The sequence below is a fragment of the Pseudomonas sp. GW821-FHT04C07 genome (genome assembly GCF_059420325.1).
Genome location: NZ_JBWKTM010000004.1, coordinates 62,736 through 82,329, shown reverse-complemented (window position 1 = coordinate 82,329; position 19,594 = coordinate 62,736). Strand labels below are relative to the sequence as shown.

Here is a 19,594-nt window from a genome sequence, read left to right as displayed (position 1 = left end):
CGATACATGATTGGAACCTCAAGTGCCAGGGCTGAGAGGGCCCTGGCATGCGCTGACCTCAGTCGTGATGCACGTCGGCGCGTTTGAGCAGTTGCTTGCACCGCTCGGACAAGTGAAACACACGCAGGTGCTTGCCGGCCTTGACGTAGCGCTCACGCAGCGTCTTCAGCGCGGCGATGGCCGAGTAGTCGACAACACTCAGGTGGCGACAGTCGAGGGTCACCTGGGGCGGGTCGTTGGCGGGGTCGAACTGGTTGAGGAAGGGTGTGGTCGAGGCGAAGAACAGCGTGCCATGCAGGCGGTAGAGCTTGCTGCCGTCGGCTTCCAGATGACTGTCGGCGTAGAGCTCGCGGGCCTGCTGCCAGGCGAAGTTGAGCGCGGCAATGATGATCCCGCAAAGCACCGCGGTGGCCAGGTCGGTGAACACCGTGATGGCTGTTACCGCGAAGATCACCAGCACGTCGTTCAGCGGCACCTTGTTGAGCACCCGCAGCGAGGCCCAGGCGAAGGTCTGCTGCGACACCACGAACATCACCCCGACCAGTGCGGCAAGCGGGATGTGCTCGATCAGCGGCGAAAGGAACAGCACGAACAACAGGATCATTACCCCGGCGACCATGCCCGAGAGCCGGCCGCGGCCGCTGGAGCTGAGGTTGATCACGGTTTGACCGATCATGGCACATCCGCCCATGCCGCCGAAGAGACCGGAGACAATGTTAGCCGCCCCCAGTGCCACGCACTCGCGATCCGGGTAGCCACGGCTCTCGGTGATCTCATCGGTCAGGTTCAGCGTCAGGAGGGTTTCCAGAAGGCCGACCAGGGCCATCAATACGGCGTAGGGGGCCACGATGCGCAGGGTTTCCAGGTTCCAGGGCACCTCCGGAAAGGCTAATTCAGGCAAGCCGCCGGCAATCTGCGCCATGTCGCCAAGGGTGCGGGTCGGCAGGCCGAGCAGGTATGTCGCCAGACCGACGCCAAGGATCGCAACCAGCGCCGGCGGCACGGCGCGGGTCAGGCGCGGCAGCAGGTAGACGATGGCCATTGTCAGCGCCACCAGCCCGATCATCATGTACAGCGGTGTACCGCTCAGCCAGGCCTCGCCGCTCTTGAAGTGCTCCAGCTGGGCCAGGGCGATGATGATCGCCAGGCCGTTGACGAAGCCGAGCATCACCGGGTACGGCACCATGCGCACCAGCTTGCCCAGCCGTAGCAGGCCGAAAGCGATCATGATCAGTCCACCCATCAACACGGTGGTGAGCAAGTACTGCACGCCGTGCTGCACCACCAGCGCGACGATCACAACGGCCATCGACCCGGCGGCGCCGGACACCATACCCGGCCGGCCCCCGAACAGGGCGGTCAGGGTGCAGATGATGAAGGCGCCGTATAGCCCCATCAGCGGATTGAGGTGGGCAACCAGGGCGAAGGCGATGCACTCGGGCATTAGGGCGAAAGAGGTGGTGAGTCCGGCCAGGGCGTCGGCGCGCAGACGTTTTGCTTTCATGGTTTACCTAAAATACAGGCCGGCGAAACCGGCCGCAGGGAGTGGCGGAAAAGAGGGCTGCGGATGTTACGGAATTGAAGGCAGCCCGGCCACTTTTCAGGTAGTTGCAACCCTTGCTTGATCTTCTGCTGGTTGATGTTTTTTTGCTTTCGAGCGTCAGCTTCACGCCCTGAGGAAGTCAGTCAACCGTATTCGAGGTTCTTTAGCTGCGGTCAGCGCCGATCCAGCCACACAGTCTGGGCATTACAAAATTCGCGTACCCCGAAATGCGACAGCTCCCGGCCAAATCCGCTTTTCTTCACGCCGCCGAAGGTGACGCGTGGGTCGGTGGCGCAATAGCCGTTGATGAACACGCCACCGGTTTCAAGCTCGCTGGCCATCTGCTGGGCAAGCTCGACATTGCCGGTGTAGATGGTGGCGGCGAGTCCGAACTCACTGTCATTGGCCAGCGCCAACGCATGTGCGGCATCGCGCGCCGTGATGATCGAAGCCACTGGGCCAAACAGTTCCTGTTTGAACGAGGTCATCTGGTCGGTGACATCAGCGAAGACAGTGGGCTCATAAAAGTTGCCGGGGCCTTCAGCCTTCTTCCCACCCATCAACAACGTCGCGCCTTCTTCCAGTGTGTCTCGCACCTGTTGATCCAGTTCATCACGCAGATCAAAGCGAGCCATGGGGCCGATGTAGGTGTCCGCAGCCAGCGGATCGCCAACGACCAGCTGGCGGGTGGCGTCGACGAACTTGCGGGTGAACGCCTCGACAACACCTTGCTCGACAATCAGGCGTTTGGCCGCTGCGCAGACTTGCCCGGTATTCTGGTAACGGCCAATAACGGCGGCTTTGACCGCTTCGTCGAGGTCGGCATCGTTGAGCACAATGAAGGGATCGGAACCGCCCAGCTCCAAAACACACTTCTTCAAGGCCGCACCGGCTTGCGCGCCGATGGCAGTGCCGGCTCGCACACTGCCGGTGAGGGTCACCGCAGCGATGCGTGGATCGGCAATCGCCTTGGAGACACCGTCTGGCGTGACATTGATGACTTCGAAGACACCTTCGGCAAAGCCGGCGCGCTTGAAGGCATCCAGCAGCAGATAGGCGCACCCCATCACGTTTGGCGCATGCTTGAGAACGTAGGTGTTGCCGGCGATCAACGCTGGAACGGCGCCACGAAGCACCTGCCAGATGGGAAAGTTCCACGGCATCACGGCGAGAATCGGGCCCAGCGGGCGATATTCAATGCGCGCCTTGCCACCTTCAACCATCGTCGGCTCGGCGGTCAGCATGGCGGGGCCGTGTTCGGCGTACCACTCGCAGAGCTGCGCACACTTTTCAATTTCACCGCGCGCCTGGGTGGTGGGCTTGCCCATCTCCAGAGTAATCATGTTCGCCAGCTTTGCTGCGTCGTCACGCAATGCCTGAGCCAGGGCGATCAATGACTGCGAGCGTTCCTCTACGGGTTTGCTCCGCCAAGCCTTGAACCCGGCAGCGGCACGGGACAGTGCGGCCTGCAGCGCCGATTCGGATTCAAAAGGGTAGTGGCCGATCTGCTCGCCGTTGGCGGGGTTGATCGAAATGGCATGGGTGAGGCTGGAAACGTTGGTCATGGCACCGTCCTGCGAGGTGGGGATGGGTTCAGGTTACGGTGGCATTTATTTTCTGGAAACTGAATAATACTGAGCATATCGTTCACGATTGGAGAATGACTTGGATCTGGTTCAGCTGGAGATTTTCAAAGCTGTTGCCGAGCAGGGCAGCATCAGCGCGGCGGCTCAGCACATCCACCGGGTGCCTTCGAACCTGACGACACGGATCAAGCAACTGGAGCAGGATCTGGGGGTGGATCTGTTTATCCGCGAGAAAAGCCGCTTGCGCCTGTCGCCGGCCGGTTGGAGTTTTCTCGACTACGCCCGGCGCATCCTTGACCTGGTCCAGGAGGCCCGCGCGACGGTGGCCGGTGAAGAGCCGCAAGGATCGTTTCCCCTGGGGTCGCTGGAGAGCACGGCGGCGGTGCGCATTCCTGAGCTGTTGGCCGCCTATAACCAGCAATACGCCAAGGTCGAGCTGGACCTGTCCACCGGGCCTTCCGGGACCATGATCGAGGGTGTGCTCTCTGGTCGATTGGCCGCCGCGTTCGTCGACGGACCGGTTCTGCACCCGGCACTGGAAGGCGTGCCGGCGTTTGAGGAGGAGATGGTGGTCATCGCACCGCTCAACCATGCCCCGATCCATCGTGCACGGGATGTCAACGGCGAGAACATTTATGCCTTCCGCGCCAATTGTTCGTACCGGCACCACTTCGAAAGCTGGTTCACCAAGGACGCATCGGTACCCGGCAAGATTTTCGAAATGGAGTCCTATCACGGCATGCTGGCCTGCGTCAGCGCCGGTGCAGGCCTGGCATTGATGCCCCGCAGCATGCTCGAGAGCATGCCAGGGTGTACCACGGTGAGCATCTGGCCGCTGTCGGAATCATTCCGCTATTTGCGGACCTGGCTGGTGTGGCGCCGCGGCACGGTGTCACAAAGTTTGAGCATGTTTGTGCGCTTGCTTGAAGAGCGCGGCGTGGTGCGGGAAGAGGCCTGAAAAGTCTGGGGAGACAGGTACGCTAAAAAAACGGGAGTCGCTTGCGACTCCCGCTAAATGCGCAGCTTCGAAGAACGGTTGTGCTAGTTCGCGCGCCCGAGAATGGATTGAGCGCGAGCAATGACCGGCGCATCCACCATTTGCCCATCCAGCACGAACACGCCTTCACCCGAGCTCGCGGCGTCCATGATGCGTTGCGCCCAGTGCAATTGCTCAGTGCTGGGTTTTAACGCCTGATGGATGATCTGCACCTGGCTTGGATGGATACACAGCGCGCCACCAAATCCCATGTCGCGGGCAAATTGAACGGTACTGTGCAGGCCTGCGGTGTCCTGAATAGAGGGGAACACTCCGTCCAGCGCCGGGGCGAGGCCAGCAACCCGAGTGGCGAGCAGCACGGCGTAGCGGGCGTGACTGAGGATCTCTTCGGCGGCAGGGCTGGCGGTGGTCAGATTCAGGTCCAGGCCCAGATCGAGGCTGCCGAACGACAAGCGCTCAACACCTCGGGCTTCGGCAATCGCGCTGAGTGCCGACAGGCCCTTGGCACTCTCGATGATGGGCCAGATCGGCTTGCCGGTGCTGCCAGCGGTGAACACGTGCGCCGCGCTTTCTGCCTTGGGCAGCAAGGTCCCGATCACGCCGGCATGGCGTCGGCAAAGATCCAGATCCGCAGCGTGCGCCCAGTGACTTGGGGCATTCACACGAACCAGAACCTGAACATCGGGGCTCTCGCTCAAAAAGCGCTCCAGGTTATCCCTGGCCTGTTCCTTGAGGTTTTCCTGCACCGCATCCTCCAGGTCGACGATGACCCGGTCAGCGCCGGTGGCGATGGCTTTGGGGATGCGCTCTGGACGGGTTGCCGGCACAAACAGGGCGGAGCGAACAATCGATGTATTCATGGTGCTTCTCCCTCGTTGAACTCCACCTCACCGATCTGCGCGGTGCCGTCCTGGTTGCCAGCCCATAGCTGGGCCTTGCCGTTGTCGATCAAACGTCCACCGACCTCGAAAGGTTGCGGTGAAATCAGTGGCCTGATGCCCCGGAAAGAGAAGCGCTTCAAGCGAGCGCTGGGGTGCGCTTTGGTAAAGGCGCGCAAGTTCAGGGTGGCGATCAATGGACCATGCACCACCAGCCCCGGATAACCTTCGGTCTGTGTAACGTAAGGCCAGTCATAGTGAATTCGATGGCCATTGAAGGTGACCGCGGAGTAGCGCAACAGCAAGGTCGGGGAGGGTTCCACCGCTTCGCGCCATTGGCCTTCAGGCAGCGCTTCGGTGCCGCTGAGTTTGGGCGGCGTGGGTTCTCGGTAGACGATGTCCTGCTCATCTTGCAGAGCCCGTTGGCCGTCCTGGAAATACTCATGACGTACCGTGACAAACAGCAGGGAGCCTGTACGCCCGTGCTTTTCCTCGACATTGACGATGGTCGAGACGCAGGACACCTCGGCCTCCACCGTTAATGGTTGGTAAAACTCCAGTCGGCTGCCGGCCCACATGCGATTGCGGTTGTGCGCGGGCGGCAAGAAACCACCGAGCGCCGGATGACCGTCAGGGCCTAGTTCGCTTGCTGCAACCGGTTCCTGAAAGAATGCCCAGTGCCACAAGGGCGGTAGCGCTTCGCCGGGCAGCGGTGCCACCTCGCCCAAGGTCGCGGCAATGCGTTTAACCAGGTTGAAACTGATCCGGTCCTGGCTTTCCTGACGGCGTCCAATCCAGGCTTGAAGATCGACATTACTCATAGACATCGCTCCTGTCGGTCGGTGATCAGGCCAGGGCGGCCAGTTCGGGTACGGCGTCAAACAGATCGGCTACCAGACCGTAATCGGCCACTTGGAAGATCGGCGCTTCTTCGTCCTTGTTGATCGCCACGATCACTTTGGAGTCTTTCATGCCGGCCAGGTGCTGGATCGCGCCGGAGATACCGACGGCGATGTACAGCTGTGGCGCGACGATCTTGCCGGTCTGACCGACCTGCATGTCGTTGGGGACGAAACCGGCGTCGACCGCCGCGCGGGAAGCGCCAACAGCAGCGCCCAGCTTGTCGGCCAGGGCGTACAGGTGTTTGAAGTTGTCGCCGTTCTGCATGCCGCGACCGCCGGAAACGACGATCCTGGCAGCGGTCAGTTCCGGACGATCGGACTTGGCCAGTTCTTCACCGACGAAGCGGGAAGTGCCCGCGTCGTGAGCAGCCGCGACCGCTTCGACAGCAGCCGAACCACCCACAGCGGCCACCGGGTCGAAACCGGTGGCGCGAACGGTGATGACTTTCACGGCAGCGTTCGACTGCACGGTAGCGATAGCGTTACCGGCATAGATCGGGCGCTTGAAGGTGTCAGCGCTTTGAACCGAGATGATCTCGGAGATCTGGTCTACGTCCAGTTGCGCAGCAACGCGCGGCAGGATGTTTTTGCCGTTGGAGGTGGCAGCGGCCAGAACATGGCTGTAAATAGAGCGCTGCTCGATCACCAGGCCGGCCACCAGCGGCGCGACGTTTTCTGGCAACTGGTGCGCGTAGGCGGAGTTGTCGGCGACCAGCACTTTAGCCACGCCAGCGATTTTCGCCGCGGCTTCAGCTACCGCGCCCACATTGGCACCCGCCACCAGCAGGTGAATGTCACCACCGATTTTCGCGGCAGCCGCCACGGTGTTCAGCGTGGCCGGGGCCACTACTTTGTTGTCCTGTTTGTCGTTTGAAAAGTCAGCAATCACCAGGATCGTCATTCAGATCACCTTCGCTTCGTTCTTGAGTTTCTCGACCAGCTCAGCCACCGACTTGACCTTGATACCCGCGCTGCGTGCAGCCGGCGCTTCGACTTTCAGGGTCTTGGTGGTGGAGGCGGTGCAAATGCCCAGAGCGTGCGCAGTCACTACGTCGAGAGGCTTCTTCTTGGCTTTCATGATGTTGGGCAGGGACGCGTAGCGCGGTTCGTTCAAACGCAGGTCGGTGGTGACGATGGCTGGCAGTTTCAGGGAAACCGTCTGCGCGCCGCCGTCGATTTCGCGGGTCACGGCCACGCTGTCGCCGCTGACTTCGACTTTCGAAGCGAAGGTGCCCTGACCGTAACCAGTCAGTGCCGCGAGCATCTGGCCGGTCTGGTTGTTGTCGCTGTCGATGGCCTGTTTGCCAAGGATCACCAGCTGCGGCTGTTCCTTGTCGACCACAGCCTTGAGCAGCTTGGCCACGGCCAGGGAGTTCAATTCATCAGCGGATTCGACGAGGATGGCCCGATCGGCCCCCAGCGCCAGAGCGGTACGCAGCTGCTCTTGAGCAGTGGACGGACCCACAGAGACGACAACGATTTCAGTCGCAACCCCTTGCTCTTTGAGGCGTACGGCTTCTTCCACGGCGATTTCGCAGAAAGGGTTCATCGACATCTTGACGTTAGCCAGGTCGACATCGGTGTTATCCGCTTTGACGCGAACTTTCACGTTGTAATCGACCACGCGTTTCACAGCTACCAGGATCTTCATTGGGCAGTGTTCTCTCGAAAATCTTTGATCGTTGCAGTCAGGCTGCTTGTTATCGGATCGCGGCTAAATCGCCCCGGCTGCGCGCATTTGTTCAATGCGGTCCGCTCCCAACCCCAGTTCCCTGAGCACCTGTTCGGTGTGTTGGCCAAGGCCCGGCACAGCGTCCATGCGTGGTTCGAAAGCGCTGTTGGTGCCAGGAGGTATCAGGCTTGGGACGTGCCCGGCAGAGGTTTCAACTTCCCGCCAGCGATCACGGGCCTGAAGTTGTGGATGATCCCAAACACCTTGCATGTCATTGACCCGGGCGTTGGCAATCTGCGCATGGTCCAGCCGATCGATCACCGCATCGAAGTTGAGCGTGGAGAACGATTGAACGATGAGATCCCGAAGCGCATGACGGTTTTCGACACGTTTGAAGTTGGCAGAGAAGCGTTCGTCTTCAGCCAGTTCGGGCTGGAGCAGAACCTTGTCGCAAAACAGCTGCCATTCGCGCTCGTTCTGCAAGCCCAGCATGACGGTGGTGCCGTCACCGATGGGAAAGGGCCCATAGGGGTAAATGGTGGCATGCGCAGCACCCGCGCGAGGTGGCGGTGGTGCGCCGTTGTAGGCGTAGTACATCGGGTAGTTCATCCACTCGACCAGGCTTTCCAGCATGGACACATCGATGTGGCTGCCTTCGCCGGTTCGAGCGCGCAGCAACAGGGCGGACAGGACGCCCGTGTAGGCGTACATGCCCGCCGCGATGTCGGCGATCGAGCAACCGGCCTTGGCCATTTCCTCTTCACCCGGGCCGCCGGTCACCGACAGAAATCCACCTTCGCTCTGGATCAACAGGTCGTAAGCTTTTTTCTTTTCATAGGGCCCACCGACGCCATAGCCTGAAATGTCACAGACAATCAGGCGCGGAAAGCGTTGATGCAAGGCCTCGAATGACAGCCCCATTCGCGCAGCCGCACCGGGTGCCAGGTTCTGCACGAGCACATCGGCGGTGGCCAGCAAAGCGTCCAGCACCTCGATGGCCGAGTCCTGCTTCAAGTCGAGGGTCAGGCTTTCTTTCGAGCGATTGGTCCAGACGAAGTGCGAGGCCAGGCCGTTGACGCGTTGGTCATAGCCCCGGGCGAAATCGCCTGTGCCTGGACGTTCGACCTTGATCACGCGGGCGCCGAGGTCGGCCAGTTGTCGGGTGCAGAAGGGCGCGGCGATTGCATGTTCGAGGCTGACGACGGTGATGCCATCGAGCGGGCGTGTACCGTTGGGCTGGCTCATGATTTTTTATCTCTCTTGTCATGGCTCCCCAGCTGCGCCTGCCTGGGCCGACGCACTGGGCTATTACGCTGCAGATCGCTTAGAAAGAACGCGGCAGCTCGAGCAGATGTTCCGCCACGTACGACAGGATCAGGTTGGTGGAGATGGGGGCCACCTGATACAGACGGGTTTCACGGAATTTGCGCTCGACGTCGTACTCGCAGGCGAAGCCAAAGCCGCCGTGGGTCTGCAAGCAGGCGTTGGCCGCTTCCCAGGAGGCCTTGGCCGCCAGGTACTTGGCCATGTTGGCGCTGGCCCCGGCGTTCTGGCCGCTGTCATATTCTTCGCAAGCGCGCCAACGCATCAGGTCCGCCGCTTCGATCTCGATATGGGCTTCGGCGATCGGGAATTGCACGCCCTGGTTCTGCCCGATGGGGCGGCCGAACACTACGCGGTCGCGGGCATAGGCGCTGGCCTTTTCGATAAACCAGCGACCGTCACCGATGCATTCGGCGGCGATCAGGGTGCGCTCGGCGTTCAAACCGTCGAGGATGTACCTGAAGCCTTTGCCCTCCTCACCGATCAGGCAGTCAGCGGGAATTTCCAGGTTGTCGAAGAACAACTCGTTGGTCTCGTGGTTGACCATATTGGCGATGGGCTGCACGGTCAGGCCGTTGCCGATGGCCTCGCGCAGATCCACCAGAAAGATCGACATGCCTTCGGACTTTTTCGTGACCTCGGCCAACGGCGTGGTACGTGCCAGGAGGATCATCAGGTCGGAATGCTGGATCCGTGAAATCCACACCTTCTGCCCGTTGATCACGTACTTGTCGCCACGTTTGACCGCAGTGGTCTTGATCTTGGTGGTGTCGGTGCCGGTGGTGGGTTCTGTCACACCCATCGATTGCAGGCGCAATTCACCGCTGGCCAGTTTGGGCAAGTAGTAGCTTTTCTGCGCCTCGCTGCCGTTACGCAGCAGGGTGAACATGTTGTACATCTGCCCGTGGACGGTGCCGGAGTTGCCGCCGCAGCGGTTCACTTCTTCAAGGATCACCGAAGCCTCGGCCAGCCCCAGGCCGGAGCCGCCATATTCGGTCGGGATCATCGCCGCCAGCCAGCCGGCGTCGGTCAGGGCTTTGACGAAGGCTTCGGGGAAGCCTTTTTCTTCGTCGATCCTGCGCCAGTAGGCCGCATCGAATTCGGCGCACAGGGCACGCACGCCCTCGCGGATGGCATTGAGTTCTTCAGAGTTGCGGTCGGTCATTATTATTCTCCTCAACGCGTCACGCATGGCATCTGCCTTGCGTGACCGGGTCCGGGCATAGAGCAATCAGATCGGGTCGAAACCCAACGCAGCACGAAAGCGATTCTTGATGTAGTGACCATCGCGCGGTGGCAGCACCCGTGGCGGGTTTTCCGCTTTGATCTTGATCGTCGCGAGCTTGACGCCATCGCGCGTCGCGAAGCGCTCGCGCAGGTCGTGTACGCCTTCCATGTCGCGGATTTCATCGGTCCAGCTGAAGCCGCAAGTTTTCGCCACCTGGTCCAGGGAAATACCAAACCCCGCGTGGCTGACTTGCATGCCGGTTTCGCCAAAGTGACCGTTATCCAGCACGGCAATGGTCAGGTTGGCCGGCTTTTGCAGCGCGACGGTAGCCAAGGCGCCGAAGCCCATGAGCAACTCACCGTCACCGGTGACCACCACTACCGACTTGTCCGGCTGGGCGTTGGCCAGGCCCAGGCCGACGGTGATCGCACTGCCCATGGCAGCCCAGAGGTAGTAGTTCGAATCATGGTCGCCAGCGGCCATGACGTCATAGGAAGCCGAACCCAGACCGGTCACGACCAGCAGGTCTTTGCGGTCTGCCAGCAGGGTCTTGACCACCTCGCGGCGGCACAGGGTGTGGTTGGCGCTTACTTGACCCATTTCTTTTCTCCAATCAGGCGCTGACCGAGCAGCAGGGCAGTGGCGGAGTCACCGTTGAAGGCCATGGTGGCGGCGCCGTGCAGCAGCGGCGCGACGTCTTCGGGAACGTCGGCACGCCAGGTCATGACCTTCATCAGATTCAAGGAGGCTTCGGTGGCCTGGCCCATGGGGTTCTGCCAGGCGTTGAATTCGGCCCAGTCGCCGCGCATGGTGACCACCATCAGCAGCGGGAAGCCTGCACAGACCTGCAGTGCCAGGGTATTGATGCAGTTGCCGACACCGCTGGATTGCATCAGCAGGGCACCACGTTCACCGCCGAGCCAGGCGCCGGCGAGGTAACCGATGCCTTCTTCTTCGGTGGTGAGGACCACAGCTTTGATGTCCGGATCTGCATACGACATGCGGATGGCCGCCGAATGACCGGCATCCGGTACGAAGACCACGTGTTTGACGTCGTGGGCCTTGAGCACGCGGAACACGTCCTCCTGCCAATCCTGCCCCACGGTTTGTTCACCTTCTGTAGACATGCCAGTCTCCCAAGCAGTGCTGCTTTTGTGTTTTCACACATTCTGGGAGGGATGGAAGGGAACGACGACTACCGTTTTTGTCTTTGAGATATGCCGATTTTCTATAGCTCGACAGCGAATAGGTGCAGCACAGAAGAACTGCGATAGCCACGCATTATAGGAAGTGAAAAACCATGATCAGTCTGCGCACCAGGTTCCAGGCCTGAGGGTGTCGTCATAGCATTTGGGCATATCAGTTAGAGCGCGATCCGCACTTATTGAGTGAGCAGGACTAGGGTAGTTTTCCGGCAACGTCGTTACGGCGTGTAACCGACGCAACTACAACTATAAGATCCGAGGGTTGCACCTATGTATGACAGCCTCCTGCAGTTGGCTCGCCCCGTCCTGTCCTCCATGACCTGTTTGGGTCGCATCCAGCCTCGGCCTGCCGGTACCGGAATTTTGCACTTGCCATTTTCATTGCGTAGCACTGCGGTCGCACACCCGCTTTTCAAGGCCATTGGCTGATAAAGCGGACGTTTGCCCAGGCTACCTTCCAGAAAACACGACAACAGGTGCGTTATGAAAAACAGGCTACCGGCTGCAGCTGGCATTCTGATCGCCATGCTGCTGGGGATCCTTATCGGCTACATGATTTTCCTCAACTTCCCGGACAAAGCGATGGCGACCAAGGTCGCCGGTTACATCTCGATCATCTCGGACATTTTTCTACGTCTGATCAAAATGCTTATCGGCCCTCTGGTGTTCTCGACCCTGGTGGTGGGCATCGCTCACATGGGGGATGCAAGCGCTGTCGGCCGGGTATTCGGCAAAGCGCTGGGCTGGTTCGTCACCGCTTCATTGATTTCACTGTCGGTGGGGCTGGTCATGGCCAACATGCTGCAGCCCGGGCACAACCTGGGGTTGCCGCTGCCGGACGTCACCAGCCCGACCAACCTGCAAACGTCGGTGTTCACCCTCAAGGATTTCATGACGCATCTGGTGCCCAAGTCCTTTGCGGAGGCCATGGCCACCAACGAAATTCTGCAGATCGTGGTGTTCTCGCTGTTTTTCGGCGTGGCTTTGGCCTCCTTGGGCAAGAAGGCCGAGGGCCTGGTGAAGGTGATCGAGGATCTGTCCCACGCGATGCTGAAGGTCACCGGTTATGTCATGAAACTGGCACCGCTGGCGGTGATGGCCGCCATGGCGGCGACCGTGGCGATCAACGGGCTGTCCATTCTGGTCAAGTTCGCGGTCTTCATGCGCGACTTCTATCTGGGGCTGATCGTGCTCTGGGCGATGCTGGTGTTTGCCGGCTGGATGTTCCTGGGGCGGCGTGTGTTCAAACTGGTGGTGTTGATCAGGGAGGCCTTCATCCTGTCTTTCGCCACGGCCAGTTCCGAGTCGGCTTACCCGAAGATTCTTCACGCGCTGGACCGATTCGGGGTCAAGCGCAAGATCTCCAGTTTCGTCATGCCCATGGGGTATTCCTTCAACCTGGACGGCTCGATGATGTACTGCACGTTTGCCGTGCTGTTCATCGCTCAGGCGTATGGCATCGAGATGTCCATCGGTACGCAGATCACCATGCTGTTGACGCTGATGCTCACCTCCAAAGGCATGGCCGGCGTGCCGCGCGCTTCGCTGGTGGTGATCGCCGCGACCCTGACCCAGTTCGATATTCCCGAAGCCGGCTTGCTGCTGATCCTGGGGATCGACACCTTCCTCGACATGGGCCGTTCGGCGACCAACGCGGTGGGCAACTCCATTGCAACCGCGGTGGTGGCCAAATGGGAGGGCGCGTTGGTGAGTGAGGATGAGGCCGAGCGAAGCGCCGCGGCTCAGGATGTTCCGGGTGGGAAACTGCTGACGGTCTGACCTGTTCACGGCGGTTGTTCAAGAGGTAAGGGTGGGCATTCACCAAGGTGGCTGCTCACCCTTCGCGACTGAAGCGAGTTGAGGCAGTGTGAGTGACCAGACGTCACCCTGCGCCATTGTCAGCCGTGCACGCTGCTTAGATACTCGAATAAATTAGCCGCTTGCGGGGAAAGTTGCGTCTGACTGCCGACACCCACGAACAAGGTGCGATGAGCCCAGTCATCGGCCAAATCGACAGCAACCAGGCGGGTACCGAGCAATTCGGCACGTACTGATGACAACGGCAGTATCCCGATACCCAAGCCCGCTTCGATCATGCGACAGATGCCGTCGAAGCTGCTGACCTGGATGCGCACTTTGAGAATTTTTCCGGCACTCACGGCTGCATCGGTGATTCTGCGCAGCAACGAACTACCTTGGTTAAGCGCTACATAATCAAAGCCGAGCGTATCCGCGAAGGACACGCTGCTTTCACCGGCCAGTTCGTGTCCTACAGGTACCAGCAGCACGAGTCGGTCGTCACGATAGGGCAGTTTGTACAGACCCTCAGCCGGTACGTTATCGGCAAAAATGCCGATATCGGCTCGCCCGCTTTCCACGGCCTGGATAATGGGCTCGCTGAGCGCTTCTTCCAACCCGATACGCACGTTCGGGTTTGCTCGCAGGAACGCTGCCAGATCATCAGGCAGGAACTGGACCACGGCGGAGGTGTTGGCGCACAACCGTACATGCCCGCGCACACCGACGGCGTAGTCACTGGCGTCGCACGCCATGCGGTGCACGCCCTCCAGAATCACCCTCGCGTGTTCAACCATCCCTTGGCCGGCTGCCGTCAGCTCAAGTCCTCTTGGCAAGCGAACGAACAGCGGGCACTGGGTCGTTCGTTCAAGCTCCGCCAGACGTTTGCTGGCGGCCGAAACCGTCATGTTGGCCTTTTCAGCTGCGCGAGTCAGATTGCCGGATTCGGCGGCGAAGATCAGCAGGCGCAATGACGACAGATCGAAATGCAGGGGATTGATCATCAAGGGGGTCCGAGGGTTTCCAGTCTGGAAAGAGTAATGGCGAAATATGAAATTTTCATCCGCCATGTTTGCGTCGATTATCCACGCACAAGTACTCAACAAGAACGGAAAACGTCATGAGGTTACCTCTTCAAGGTGTCAAGGTCGTGGAGCTCGGTCAACTCATTGCCGGACCATTTGCGGCGAAAATGCTCGGTGAGTTTGGCGCGGAGGTGATCAAGATCGAGCCTCCGGTCACTGGCGATCCGCTGCGCAAATGGCGCTTGCTGCACGACGGTACTTCCGTCTGGTGGGCCGCGCAGTCGCGCAACAAGCGCTCGCTTACCCTCGACCTGCGCCAGTGTGAGGCTCAGCAGGTGGTGCGCCGGTTGGTGGCCGATGCGGATGTGCTGATAGAGAATTTCCGTCCGGGAACCCTGGAAAGCTGGGGGCTGGGTTGGGACACGCTGCACGCGCTTAATCCGAAACTCATCATGCTCCGGGTCTCCGGTTACGGTCAGACCGGGCCCTACCGTGACCGCCCCGGGTTTGGTGTGATTGGTGAAGCGATGGGGGGGCTGCGTCATCTTTCCGGTGAACCCGGGCGAACGCCGGTCAGGGTGGGCGTTTCCATTGGCGACTCGTTGTCGGCTTTGCACGGGGTGATCGGGATTCTGCTCGCCCTGCGTCATCGCGAGCAGAACGGTGGCGATGGTCAGCAGATCGATGTTGCGCTGTACGAGTCGGTGTTCAACATGATGGAAAGCCTGTTGCCCGAATACTCGGTGTTCAACTCCGTTCGTGAGCCCGCCGGCAGCAGTTTGCCAGGGATCGCTCCGACTAATGCCTATCGTTGCCGCGATGGTGGTTTTGCCTTGATCGCCGGCAATGGCGACAGCATCTATCAACGTCTGATGGAGGTGATTGGTCGCGCTGATCTGGGGGCTGACCCTGAGCTTGCGCAGAACCATGGTCGAGTGTTGCAGGTTGAGCGCATCGATGCCGCCATCTCGCAATGGACCGCACGGCTCACCCTCGACGAAGTCTTGTCGATTCTGACCGAGGCACGCATCCCCGCCGGCAAGATTTACAACGCTGCCGACATTGCCCGGGACCCGCATTACCGGGCGCGAGACATGCTGCTCGCCAGCCAGCTGGACGATGGCACTCCAGTGACCTTGCCGGGCATCGTCCCCAAGCTGGGCAGCACTCCTGGCGGCGTGACTCGCCCGGCACCGACCCTGGGTCAGCACACAACCGAGATCCTCGACGAGCTCGGCATCGACGCCGCACAGCAAGCCGACTGGCGCCAACGCGGCATCATTTGAATCTGAGGAATGCACATGCAACGTCTCTATCTGCAGGAAGTCGCCACCCGTGACGGCTTCCAGAATGAAGCGCGTTTTATCGAAACCGCCGACAAGATCGCCATGATCGACGCACTCAGCCAGTGCGGTTTCGCCAAGATCGAGGTCACCTCGTTCACTTCGCCCAAGGCCATCACCGCGCTGCGCGACGCCGAAGTGGTGATGCAGGGCATCTGCCGTAACCCGGCGGTGGAGTACACCGTGCTGGTGCCTAACGTGCGCGGTGCCGAGCGGGCTCTGGCGTGCAACATCGATGAAGCCAACCTGGTGATGTCGGTCAGCGAACCGCATAACCGTTCCAACCTGCGCATGAGTCGCGAGCAGTCATTCGCCCAGCTCAGCGAAGTGGTCAGCGTGATTGGTCAGGGCCCGGTGGCGATCAATGTGTCGTTGTCGACGGTGTTCGGCTGCCCGATGCAGGGCGATGTACCGGTGGGGGAGGTGTTGCACTGGGTCGAGCGCTTTGCCGAGCTGGGCGCCCGCGGTGTGACCCTGTGCGACACCACTGGCATGGCGTATCCAAGTCAGGTCGAGACGCTGTCCCGGGCGGTGCGCGAGCGTTTTCCGGCGCTGCAACTGACCCTGCATTTTCACAACACCCGGGGCATGGCCCTGGCTAATGCTTTGGCGGCCATCGAGGCCGGGGTCGATCGTTTCGATTCGTCTCTTGGCGGCTTGGGCGGTTGCCCTTATGCGCCGGGGGCCAGCGGCAATGTGTGCACCGAAGACCTGTTGCACATGCTGCAGTTGATGGGTTTCAAAACCGGTATCGACCTGGACCGGGTGCTGGCGGTCGCTGCGCAGCTGCCGGGCCTGATTGGCCACGATATTCCCAGCCAGATCCTCAAGGCCGGCAAGCGCCTGGACCTGCACCCGATACCTGCCCACGTCGCCAATCTGGAAAAACAGGTGCCGTCGGCCAGAACCCGGGAGCTGCACCCATGATCGACCATCTTGACCACCTGGTGCTGACCACCATCGACCCCGTGGCCGCCGAGGATTTCTACGTGCGGGTCATGGGCATGCAGTTGCAAACCTTCGGTGACGGGCGCAAGGCGTTCGCCTTCGGCCAGCAGAAAATCAACCTGCACGTGCGTGGCCATGAGTTCGAGCCCAAGGCGCACTTGCCCGTGCCGGGGGCGCTGGACCTGTGTTTTATCGCCTCGATCACCCTGGATCAGGTGATTGCGCACCTGACCCGTGTCGACTGGCCCATTATCGAAGGCCCGGTGTTGCGCACCGGTGCCACGGGGCCGATCCGTTCGGTGTATGTGCGTGATCCGGACCTGAACCTGATCGAGATTTCCGAACCCGTGCAGCCGGAGCGTGCAGCATGAAAGTGGTATTTCTCGACAGCGACAGCCTGCCTGTGAGCATTGCCCGGCCGGCCTGGGTCACGGACTGGCAGGACCGCCCCGACACAATGCCAGACCAAGTGGTGGAAGCCGCCCGGGATGCCGAAGCCGTGATCACCAACAAGGTGCGCATCGGCCGGGCCGAGCTTGAACAGCTGCCGAACCTGCGGTTTATCTGCGTCGCGGCCACCGGTTATGACTGCATTGACCTGGCGGCCTGCCGTGATTTTGCCGTGACGGTGTGTAACGTTCCGGCTTACTCGGCGCAAAGCGTCGCCGAGTCGGTGATCGCGTCAATCTTCGCCCTGCGTCGACAGCTGTTCGCCTACCAGTCTGCAGCGCAGCAGGACTGGCCGGATTCGCGGCACTTTTGCGTGCACCGCGCGCCGATCCAGGATGTGCAGCGCAGCGTGCTGGGCATCGTCGGCAAGGGCGGTATTGGCCTGGCCACGGCGCGTCTGGCGAGTGCCCTGGGCATGCAGTTGATCTTTGCCGAACACCGTGGCGCGATCCCGGTGCGCAAGGGTTACCAGGCCTTTGAAACGGTGCTGGCGCAAAGCGATGTGATCTCGCTGCACTGTCCGTTGACCGAGAGCACCCGTCACCTGATCGGGGCCCCGGAACTGGCACAGATGAAACCCGGCGCCTTGCTGATCAATACCGCCCGCGGGCCGTTGGTGGATGAGGCAGCGGTGCTCGATGCGCTGGACAGCGGTCGCCTCGGGGGGGCAGCTCTCGATGTGCTGTGCCAGGAGCCGCCACCGGCCGACCATCCGTTGCTCAACAGCCGCCACGCCAACCTGATCGTCACTCCCCACGTGGCCTGGGCCAGCCAGAGCAGCCTGCAGCGGCTGGCCGACGGCATCCTTGGCAACCTGCAGGGCTATCACTCGGGAAAGCCGATCAACCTGGTGTCGTAAACGCTTCACCACCCCACAAGTAGGTCCACTGATGAAAACAATAACAATCGCCCCGACCCGCAAGCGACGATTTGCTCGGTGTACCTGTGTGATCCCGATCTCAACCTGATCGAGATTTCCGAGTACATCCAGCCGTAGTCATTCCCCCGAAACAACCTTTCCCTGGCGACTGGCCGCGCACCTGTATCGCGACCGGCTGCCTGGGGAAATGCATCACGCCTGCGAGGAAGCCATCATGACAACAACAATTACACCCTCGATTGCCGAAAATAAACCGAGCCGTCCGCGACTGCGCAGAGTGTTCCGCCACCTGTATGTGCAGGTGCTGCTGGCGATTGTGCTGGGCATCATCTTCGGTCATTTCTACCCCAGCCTCGGCGAAGAAATGAAGCCCCTGGGCGACACCTTTATCAAGCTGATCAAGATGCTGATCGCTCCGATCATCTTTTGCACCGTGGTCAGCGGCATTGCCAGCATGCAGAGCCTCAAGCGCATCGGCCGGGTCGGCTTCAAGTCGTTGCTGTACTTCGAAGTACTGACCACCCTGGCGCTGGTGATCGGGCTGATCGGGGTGAACCTGATGCAGCCTGGTACGGGCATGCACATCAATCCGGCGACCCTCGACGGCCATGCCGTCGAGAGCTACAGCAAGCTGGCCCATGAGCAGAGTGTGGTGGGTTTTCTGACGCATATCGTGCCCAGTACCGTATTCGGAGCCTTTGCCGAGGGCGATATCCTTCAGGTGCTGTTCATTTCCATCCTGTTTGCCTTCGCCTTGCAGATGCTCGGTGCTGCCGGCAAGCCGCTGCTGAACCTGATCGACCTGGTGGCCCAGGCGTTTTTCCGCATGGTCAGGATCGTGATGTATGTCTCGCCGCTGGGGGCCTTCGGCGGTATGGCCTTTACCATCGGCAAGTACGGCGTGGGATCCCTGGGGGCCTATGGCAATTTGTTGATCTGCTACTACGTGACGGCGCTGTTTTTTGTGTTCGTGATTCTCAATCTGGTGGCGCGCCTTGCGGGTTTCAGCCTCTGGCAGTTTCTCAAGTACATCCGCGATGAGCTGTTCCTGGTGCTGGGTACCTCGTCTTCGGAGTCGGCATTGCCGCGGTTGATGGGCAAGCTTGAGCGTCTGGGGTGCGAGAAGTCGGTGGTGGGGCTGGTGGTGCCTTCGGGTTACTGCTTCAACCTCGATGGCAGCTGCATCAACATGACAGTGCTGGCGATTTTCATCGCCCAGGCGCTGGATATCCCCCTCGACCTTTGGCATCAGGTCACCTTGTTATTGATTCTGCTGCTGACCTCCAAGGGCGCGGCCAGTGTCACCGGAGGCGCGTTCATTACGCTGGCGGCCACCCTGGGTAGCCTGGATGTGATTCCGGCGGCGGGGCTGGTGCTGGTGCTTGGGGTCTATCGGTTCATTTCCGAGGGCGGGGCGTTGATCAACGTCATCGGCAACGGTGTCGCCACGCTGTTCATTGCCAGGTGGGAAGGTGCGCTGGACGCAGAGAGGCTGGCGGTCGAACTGCACAAGGGGTGTGCCCGGGAAGTGGAGGCACAGCCCTGAACGAGTTGTCGAAAGACAACCCCAGGACCACCCAGTCCACGAAAGCTGGGTGGTTTTGGGTTTCTGAACGAAATCCGGCCATGGCCTAATGCCAGTCAGTTAAGGAATTTCAGGTTCAGCACTGTCCCCCGTAGCAGCTGCCGAAGGCTGCGTCCGGCGGCGAAGCCGTCGCAAATCCTGCTTCCACGATTTGTCTGGAATACCGCAGTGACTGTTTTACGACTGCTGCGCAGCCGGACGCAGGCTTCGCCAGCTGCTACGGTTCGCGGAA

Annotated in this window: 18 protein-coding genes; 7 read left to right on the top strand and 11 right to left on the bottom strand. The window is 60.6% G+C overall.

Translation table 11 applies throughout. The features are described from left to right. Nucleotides 1-58: 58 nt before the first annotated feature. Nucleotides 59-1,504, bottom strand: a complete 1,446-nt coding sequence (locus AC07UI_RS09440) for a SulP family inorganic anion transporter (RefSeq protein WP_494992233.1) — start codon at nt 1,502-1,504, stop codon at nt 59-61. Between the two features lie 212 nt (nt 1,505-1,716). Next, nucleotides 1,717-3,108, bottom strand: a complete 1,392-nt coding sequence (locus tag AC07UI_RS09435) for an aldehyde dehydrogenase family protein (RefSeq protein WP_494992232.1) — start codon at nt 3,106-3,108, stop codon at nt 1,717-1,719. Nucleotides 3,109-3,208: 100 nt separating this feature from the next. On the opposite strand from AC07UI_RS09435, the gene ptrR reads away from it, so the two are divergent. Continuing rightward, a complete protein-coding gene (ptrR, locus tag AC07UI_RS09430) occupies nt 3,209-4,087 on the top strand; it encodes a putrescine utilization regulator PtrR (RefSeq protein WP_494992231.1) in 879 nt (292 codons plus the stop codon). Between the two features lie 83 nt (nt 4,088-4,170). Here the strand turns inward: ptrR and AC07UI_RS09425 are convergent, their stop codons facing one another. From AC07UI_RS09425 to AC07UI_RS09390, 8 genes are all read right to left on the bottom strand, one after another. After that, nucleotides 4,171-4,986, bottom strand: a complete 816-nt coding sequence (locus tag AC07UI_RS09425; RefSeq protein WP_494992230.1) for an HpcH/HpaI aldolase/citrate lyase family protein — start codon at nt 4,984-4,986, stop codon at nt 4,171-4,173. Next, nucleotides 4,983-5,825, bottom strand: a complete 843-nt coding sequence (locus AC07UI_RS09420; protein WP_494992229.1) for an HTD2 family dehydratase — start codon at nt 5,823-5,825, stop codon at nt 4,983-4,985. Before AC07UI_RS09420 ends, AC07UI_RS09425 begins: the two co-directional genes overlap by 4 nt. 25 nt (nt 5,826-5,850) lie before the next feature. Then, nucleotides 5,851-6,807, bottom strand: coding sequence for an electron transfer flavoprotein subunit alpha/FixB family protein (locus tag AC07UI_RS09415; RefSeq protein ID WP_494992228.1), 957 nt, complete (start codon nt 6,805-6,807; stop codon nt 5,851-5,853). Then, nucleotides 6,808-7,557, bottom strand: coding sequence for an electron transfer flavoprotein subunit beta/FixA family protein (locus AC07UI_RS09410; RefSeq protein ID WP_494992227.1), 750 nt, complete (start codon nt 7,555-7,557; stop codon nt 6,808-6,810). 63 nt (nt 7,558-7,620) lie between these two features. After that, nucleotides 7,621-8,823, bottom strand: coding sequence for a CaiB/BaiF CoA transferase family protein (locus AC07UI_RS09405; protein WP_494992226.1), 1,203 nt, complete (start codon nt 8,821-8,823; stop codon nt 7,621-7,623). A 79-nt stretch (nt 8,824-8,902) separates the two neighbouring features. Further along, nucleotides 8,903-10,066: an acyl-CoA dehydrogenase family protein gene (locus tag AC07UI_RS09400; RefSeq protein ID WP_494992225.1), complete on the bottom strand. Its 1,164-nt coding sequence runs from the start codon at nt 10,064-10,066 to the stop codon at nt 8,903-8,905. Nucleotides 10,067-10,132: 66 nt separating this feature from the next. Then, entirely contained in the window at nt 10,133-10,729 is a 597-nt protein-coding gene (locus AC07UI_RS09395) for a thiamine pyrophosphate-dependent enzyme (protein ID WP_494992224.1), read from the bottom strand. Next, entirely contained in the window at nt 10,717-11,256 is a 540-nt protein-coding gene (locus AC07UI_RS09390) for a thiamine pyrophosphate-binding protein (protein WP_494992223.1), read from the bottom strand. The genes AC07UI_RS09395 and AC07UI_RS09390 overlap by 13 nt, the downstream gene beginning before the upstream one ends. 561 nt (nt 11,257-11,817) lie before the next feature. On the opposite strand from AC07UI_RS09390, the gene AC07UI_RS09385 reads away from it, so the two are divergent. Beyond that, nucleotides 11,818-13,113: a dicarboxylate/amino acid:cation symporter gene (locus AC07UI_RS09385; RefSeq protein ID WP_494992222.1), complete on the top strand. Its 1,296-nt coding sequence runs from the start codon at nt 11,818-11,820 to the stop codon at nt 13,111-13,113. Nucleotides 13,114-13,232: 119 nt separating this feature from the next. Here the strand turns inward: AC07UI_RS09385 and AC07UI_RS09380 are convergent, their stop codons facing one another. Next, on the bottom strand, nt 13,233-14,135 hold the full coding sequence (locus AC07UI_RS09380; RefSeq protein WP_494992221.1) for a LysR family transcriptional regulator: 903 nt from the start codon (nt 14,133-14,135) through the stop codon (nt 13,233-13,235). Between the two features lie 116 nt (nt 14,136-14,251). Here AC07UI_RS09380 and AC07UI_RS09375 point away from each other — a divergent pair, with 116 nt between their 5' ends. The 5 genes from AC07UI_RS09375 to AC07UI_RS09355 all read left to right on the top strand — a co-directional run bounded on the left by AC07UI_RS09375 (nt 14,252) and on the right by AC07UI_RS09355 (nt 19,323). Next, nucleotides 14,252-15,442, top strand: coding sequence for a CaiB/BaiF CoA transferase family protein (locus AC07UI_RS09375; protein WP_494992220.1), 1,191 nt, complete (start codon nt 14,252-14,254; stop codon nt 15,440-15,442). 15 nt (nt 15,443-15,457) lie between these two features. Then, entirely contained in the window at nt 15,458-16,426 is a 969-nt protein-coding gene (locus tag AC07UI_RS09370) for a hydroxymethylglutaryl-CoA lyase (protein WP_494992219.1), read from the top strand. Then, on the top strand, nt 16,423-16,818 hold the full coding sequence (locus AC07UI_RS09365; RefSeq protein WP_494992218.1) for a VOC family protein: 396 nt from the start codon (nt 16,423-16,425) through the stop codon (nt 16,816-16,818). The genes AC07UI_RS09370 and AC07UI_RS09365 overlap by 4 nt, the downstream gene beginning before the upstream one ends. Further along, on the top strand, nt 16,815-17,756 hold the full coding sequence (locus tag AC07UI_RS09360) for a D-2-hydroxyacid dehydrogenase (RefSeq protein ID WP_494992217.1): 942 nt from the start codon (nt 16,815-16,817) through the stop codon (nt 17,754-17,756). Before AC07UI_RS09365 ends, AC07UI_RS09360 begins: the two co-directional genes overlap by 4 nt. 235 nt (nt 17,757-17,991) lie before the next feature. After that, on the top strand, nt 17,992-19,323 hold the full coding sequence (locus tag AC07UI_RS09355; protein ID WP_494992216.1) for a dicarboxylate/amino acid:cation symporter: 1,332 nt from the start codon (nt 17,992-17,994) through the stop codon (nt 19,321-19,323). The last annotated feature ends 271 nt before the right edge of the window (nt 19,324-19,594 follow it).

Coding starts and splice junctions, on each gene's coding strand:
- AC07UI_RS09440 (WP_494992233.1), bottom strand. CDS start 1,504: ATGAAAGCAAAACGTCTGCGCGCCGACGCCCTGGCCGGACTCACCACC.
- AC07UI_RS09435 (WP_494992232.1), bottom strand. CDS start 3,108: ATGACCAACGTTTCCAGCCTCACCCATGCCATTTCGATCAACCCCGCC.
- AC07UI_RS09425 (WP_494992230.1), bottom strand. CDS start 4,986: ATGAATACATCGATTGTTCGCTCCGCCCTGTTTGTGCCGGCAACCCGT.
- AC07UI_RS09420 (WP_494992229.1), bottom strand. CDS start 5,825: ATGAGTAATGTCGATCTTCAAGCCTGGATTGGACGCCGTCAGGAAAGC.
- AC07UI_RS09415 (WP_494992228.1), bottom strand. CDS start 6,807: ATGACGATCCTGGTGATTGCTGACTTTTCAAACGACAAACAGGACAAC.
- AC07UI_RS09410 (WP_494992227.1), bottom strand. CDS start 7,557: ATGAAGATCCTGGTAGCTGTGAAACGCGTGGTCGATTACAACGTGAAA.
- AC07UI_RS09405 (WP_494992226.1), bottom strand. CDS start 8,823: ATGAGCCAGCCCAACGGTACACGCCCGCTCGATGGCATCACCGTCGTC.
- AC07UI_RS09400 (WP_494992225.1), bottom strand. CDS start 10,066: ATGACCGACCGCAACTCTGAAGAACTCAATGCCATCCGCGAGGGCGTG.
- AC07UI_RS09395 (WP_494992224.1), bottom strand. CDS start 10,729: ATGGGTCAAGTAAGCGCCAACCACACCCTGTGCCGCCGCGAGGTGGTC.
- AC07UI_RS09390 (WP_494992223.1), bottom strand. CDS start 11,256: ATGTCTACAGAAGGTGAACAAACCGTGGGGCAGGATTGGCAGGAGGAC.
- AC07UI_RS09385 (WP_494992222.1), top strand. CDS start 11,818: ATGAAAAACAGGCTACCGGCTGCAGCTGGCATTCTGATCGCCATGCTG.
- AC07UI_RS09380 (WP_494992221.1), bottom strand. CDS start 14,135: ATGATCAATCCCCTGCATTTCGATCTGTCGTCATTGCGCCTGCTGATC.
- AC07UI_RS09375 (WP_494992220.1), top strand. CDS start 14,252: ATGAGGTTACCTCTTCAAGGTGTCAAGGTCGTGGAGCTCGGTCAACTC.
- AC07UI_RS09370 (WP_494992219.1), top strand. CDS start 15,458: ATGCAACGTCTCTATCTGCAGGAAGTCGCCACCCGTGACGGCTTCCAG.
- AC07UI_RS09365 (WP_494992218.1), top strand. CDS start 16,423: ATGATCGACCATCTTGACCACCTGGTGCTGACCACCATCGACCCCGTG.
- AC07UI_RS09360 (WP_494992217.1), top strand. CDS start 16,815: ATGAAAGTGGTATTTCTCGACAGCGACAGCCTGCCTGTGAGCATTGCC.
- AC07UI_RS09355 (WP_494992216.1), top strand. CDS start 17,992: ATGACAACAACAATTACACCCTCGATTGCCGAAAATAAACCGAGCCGT.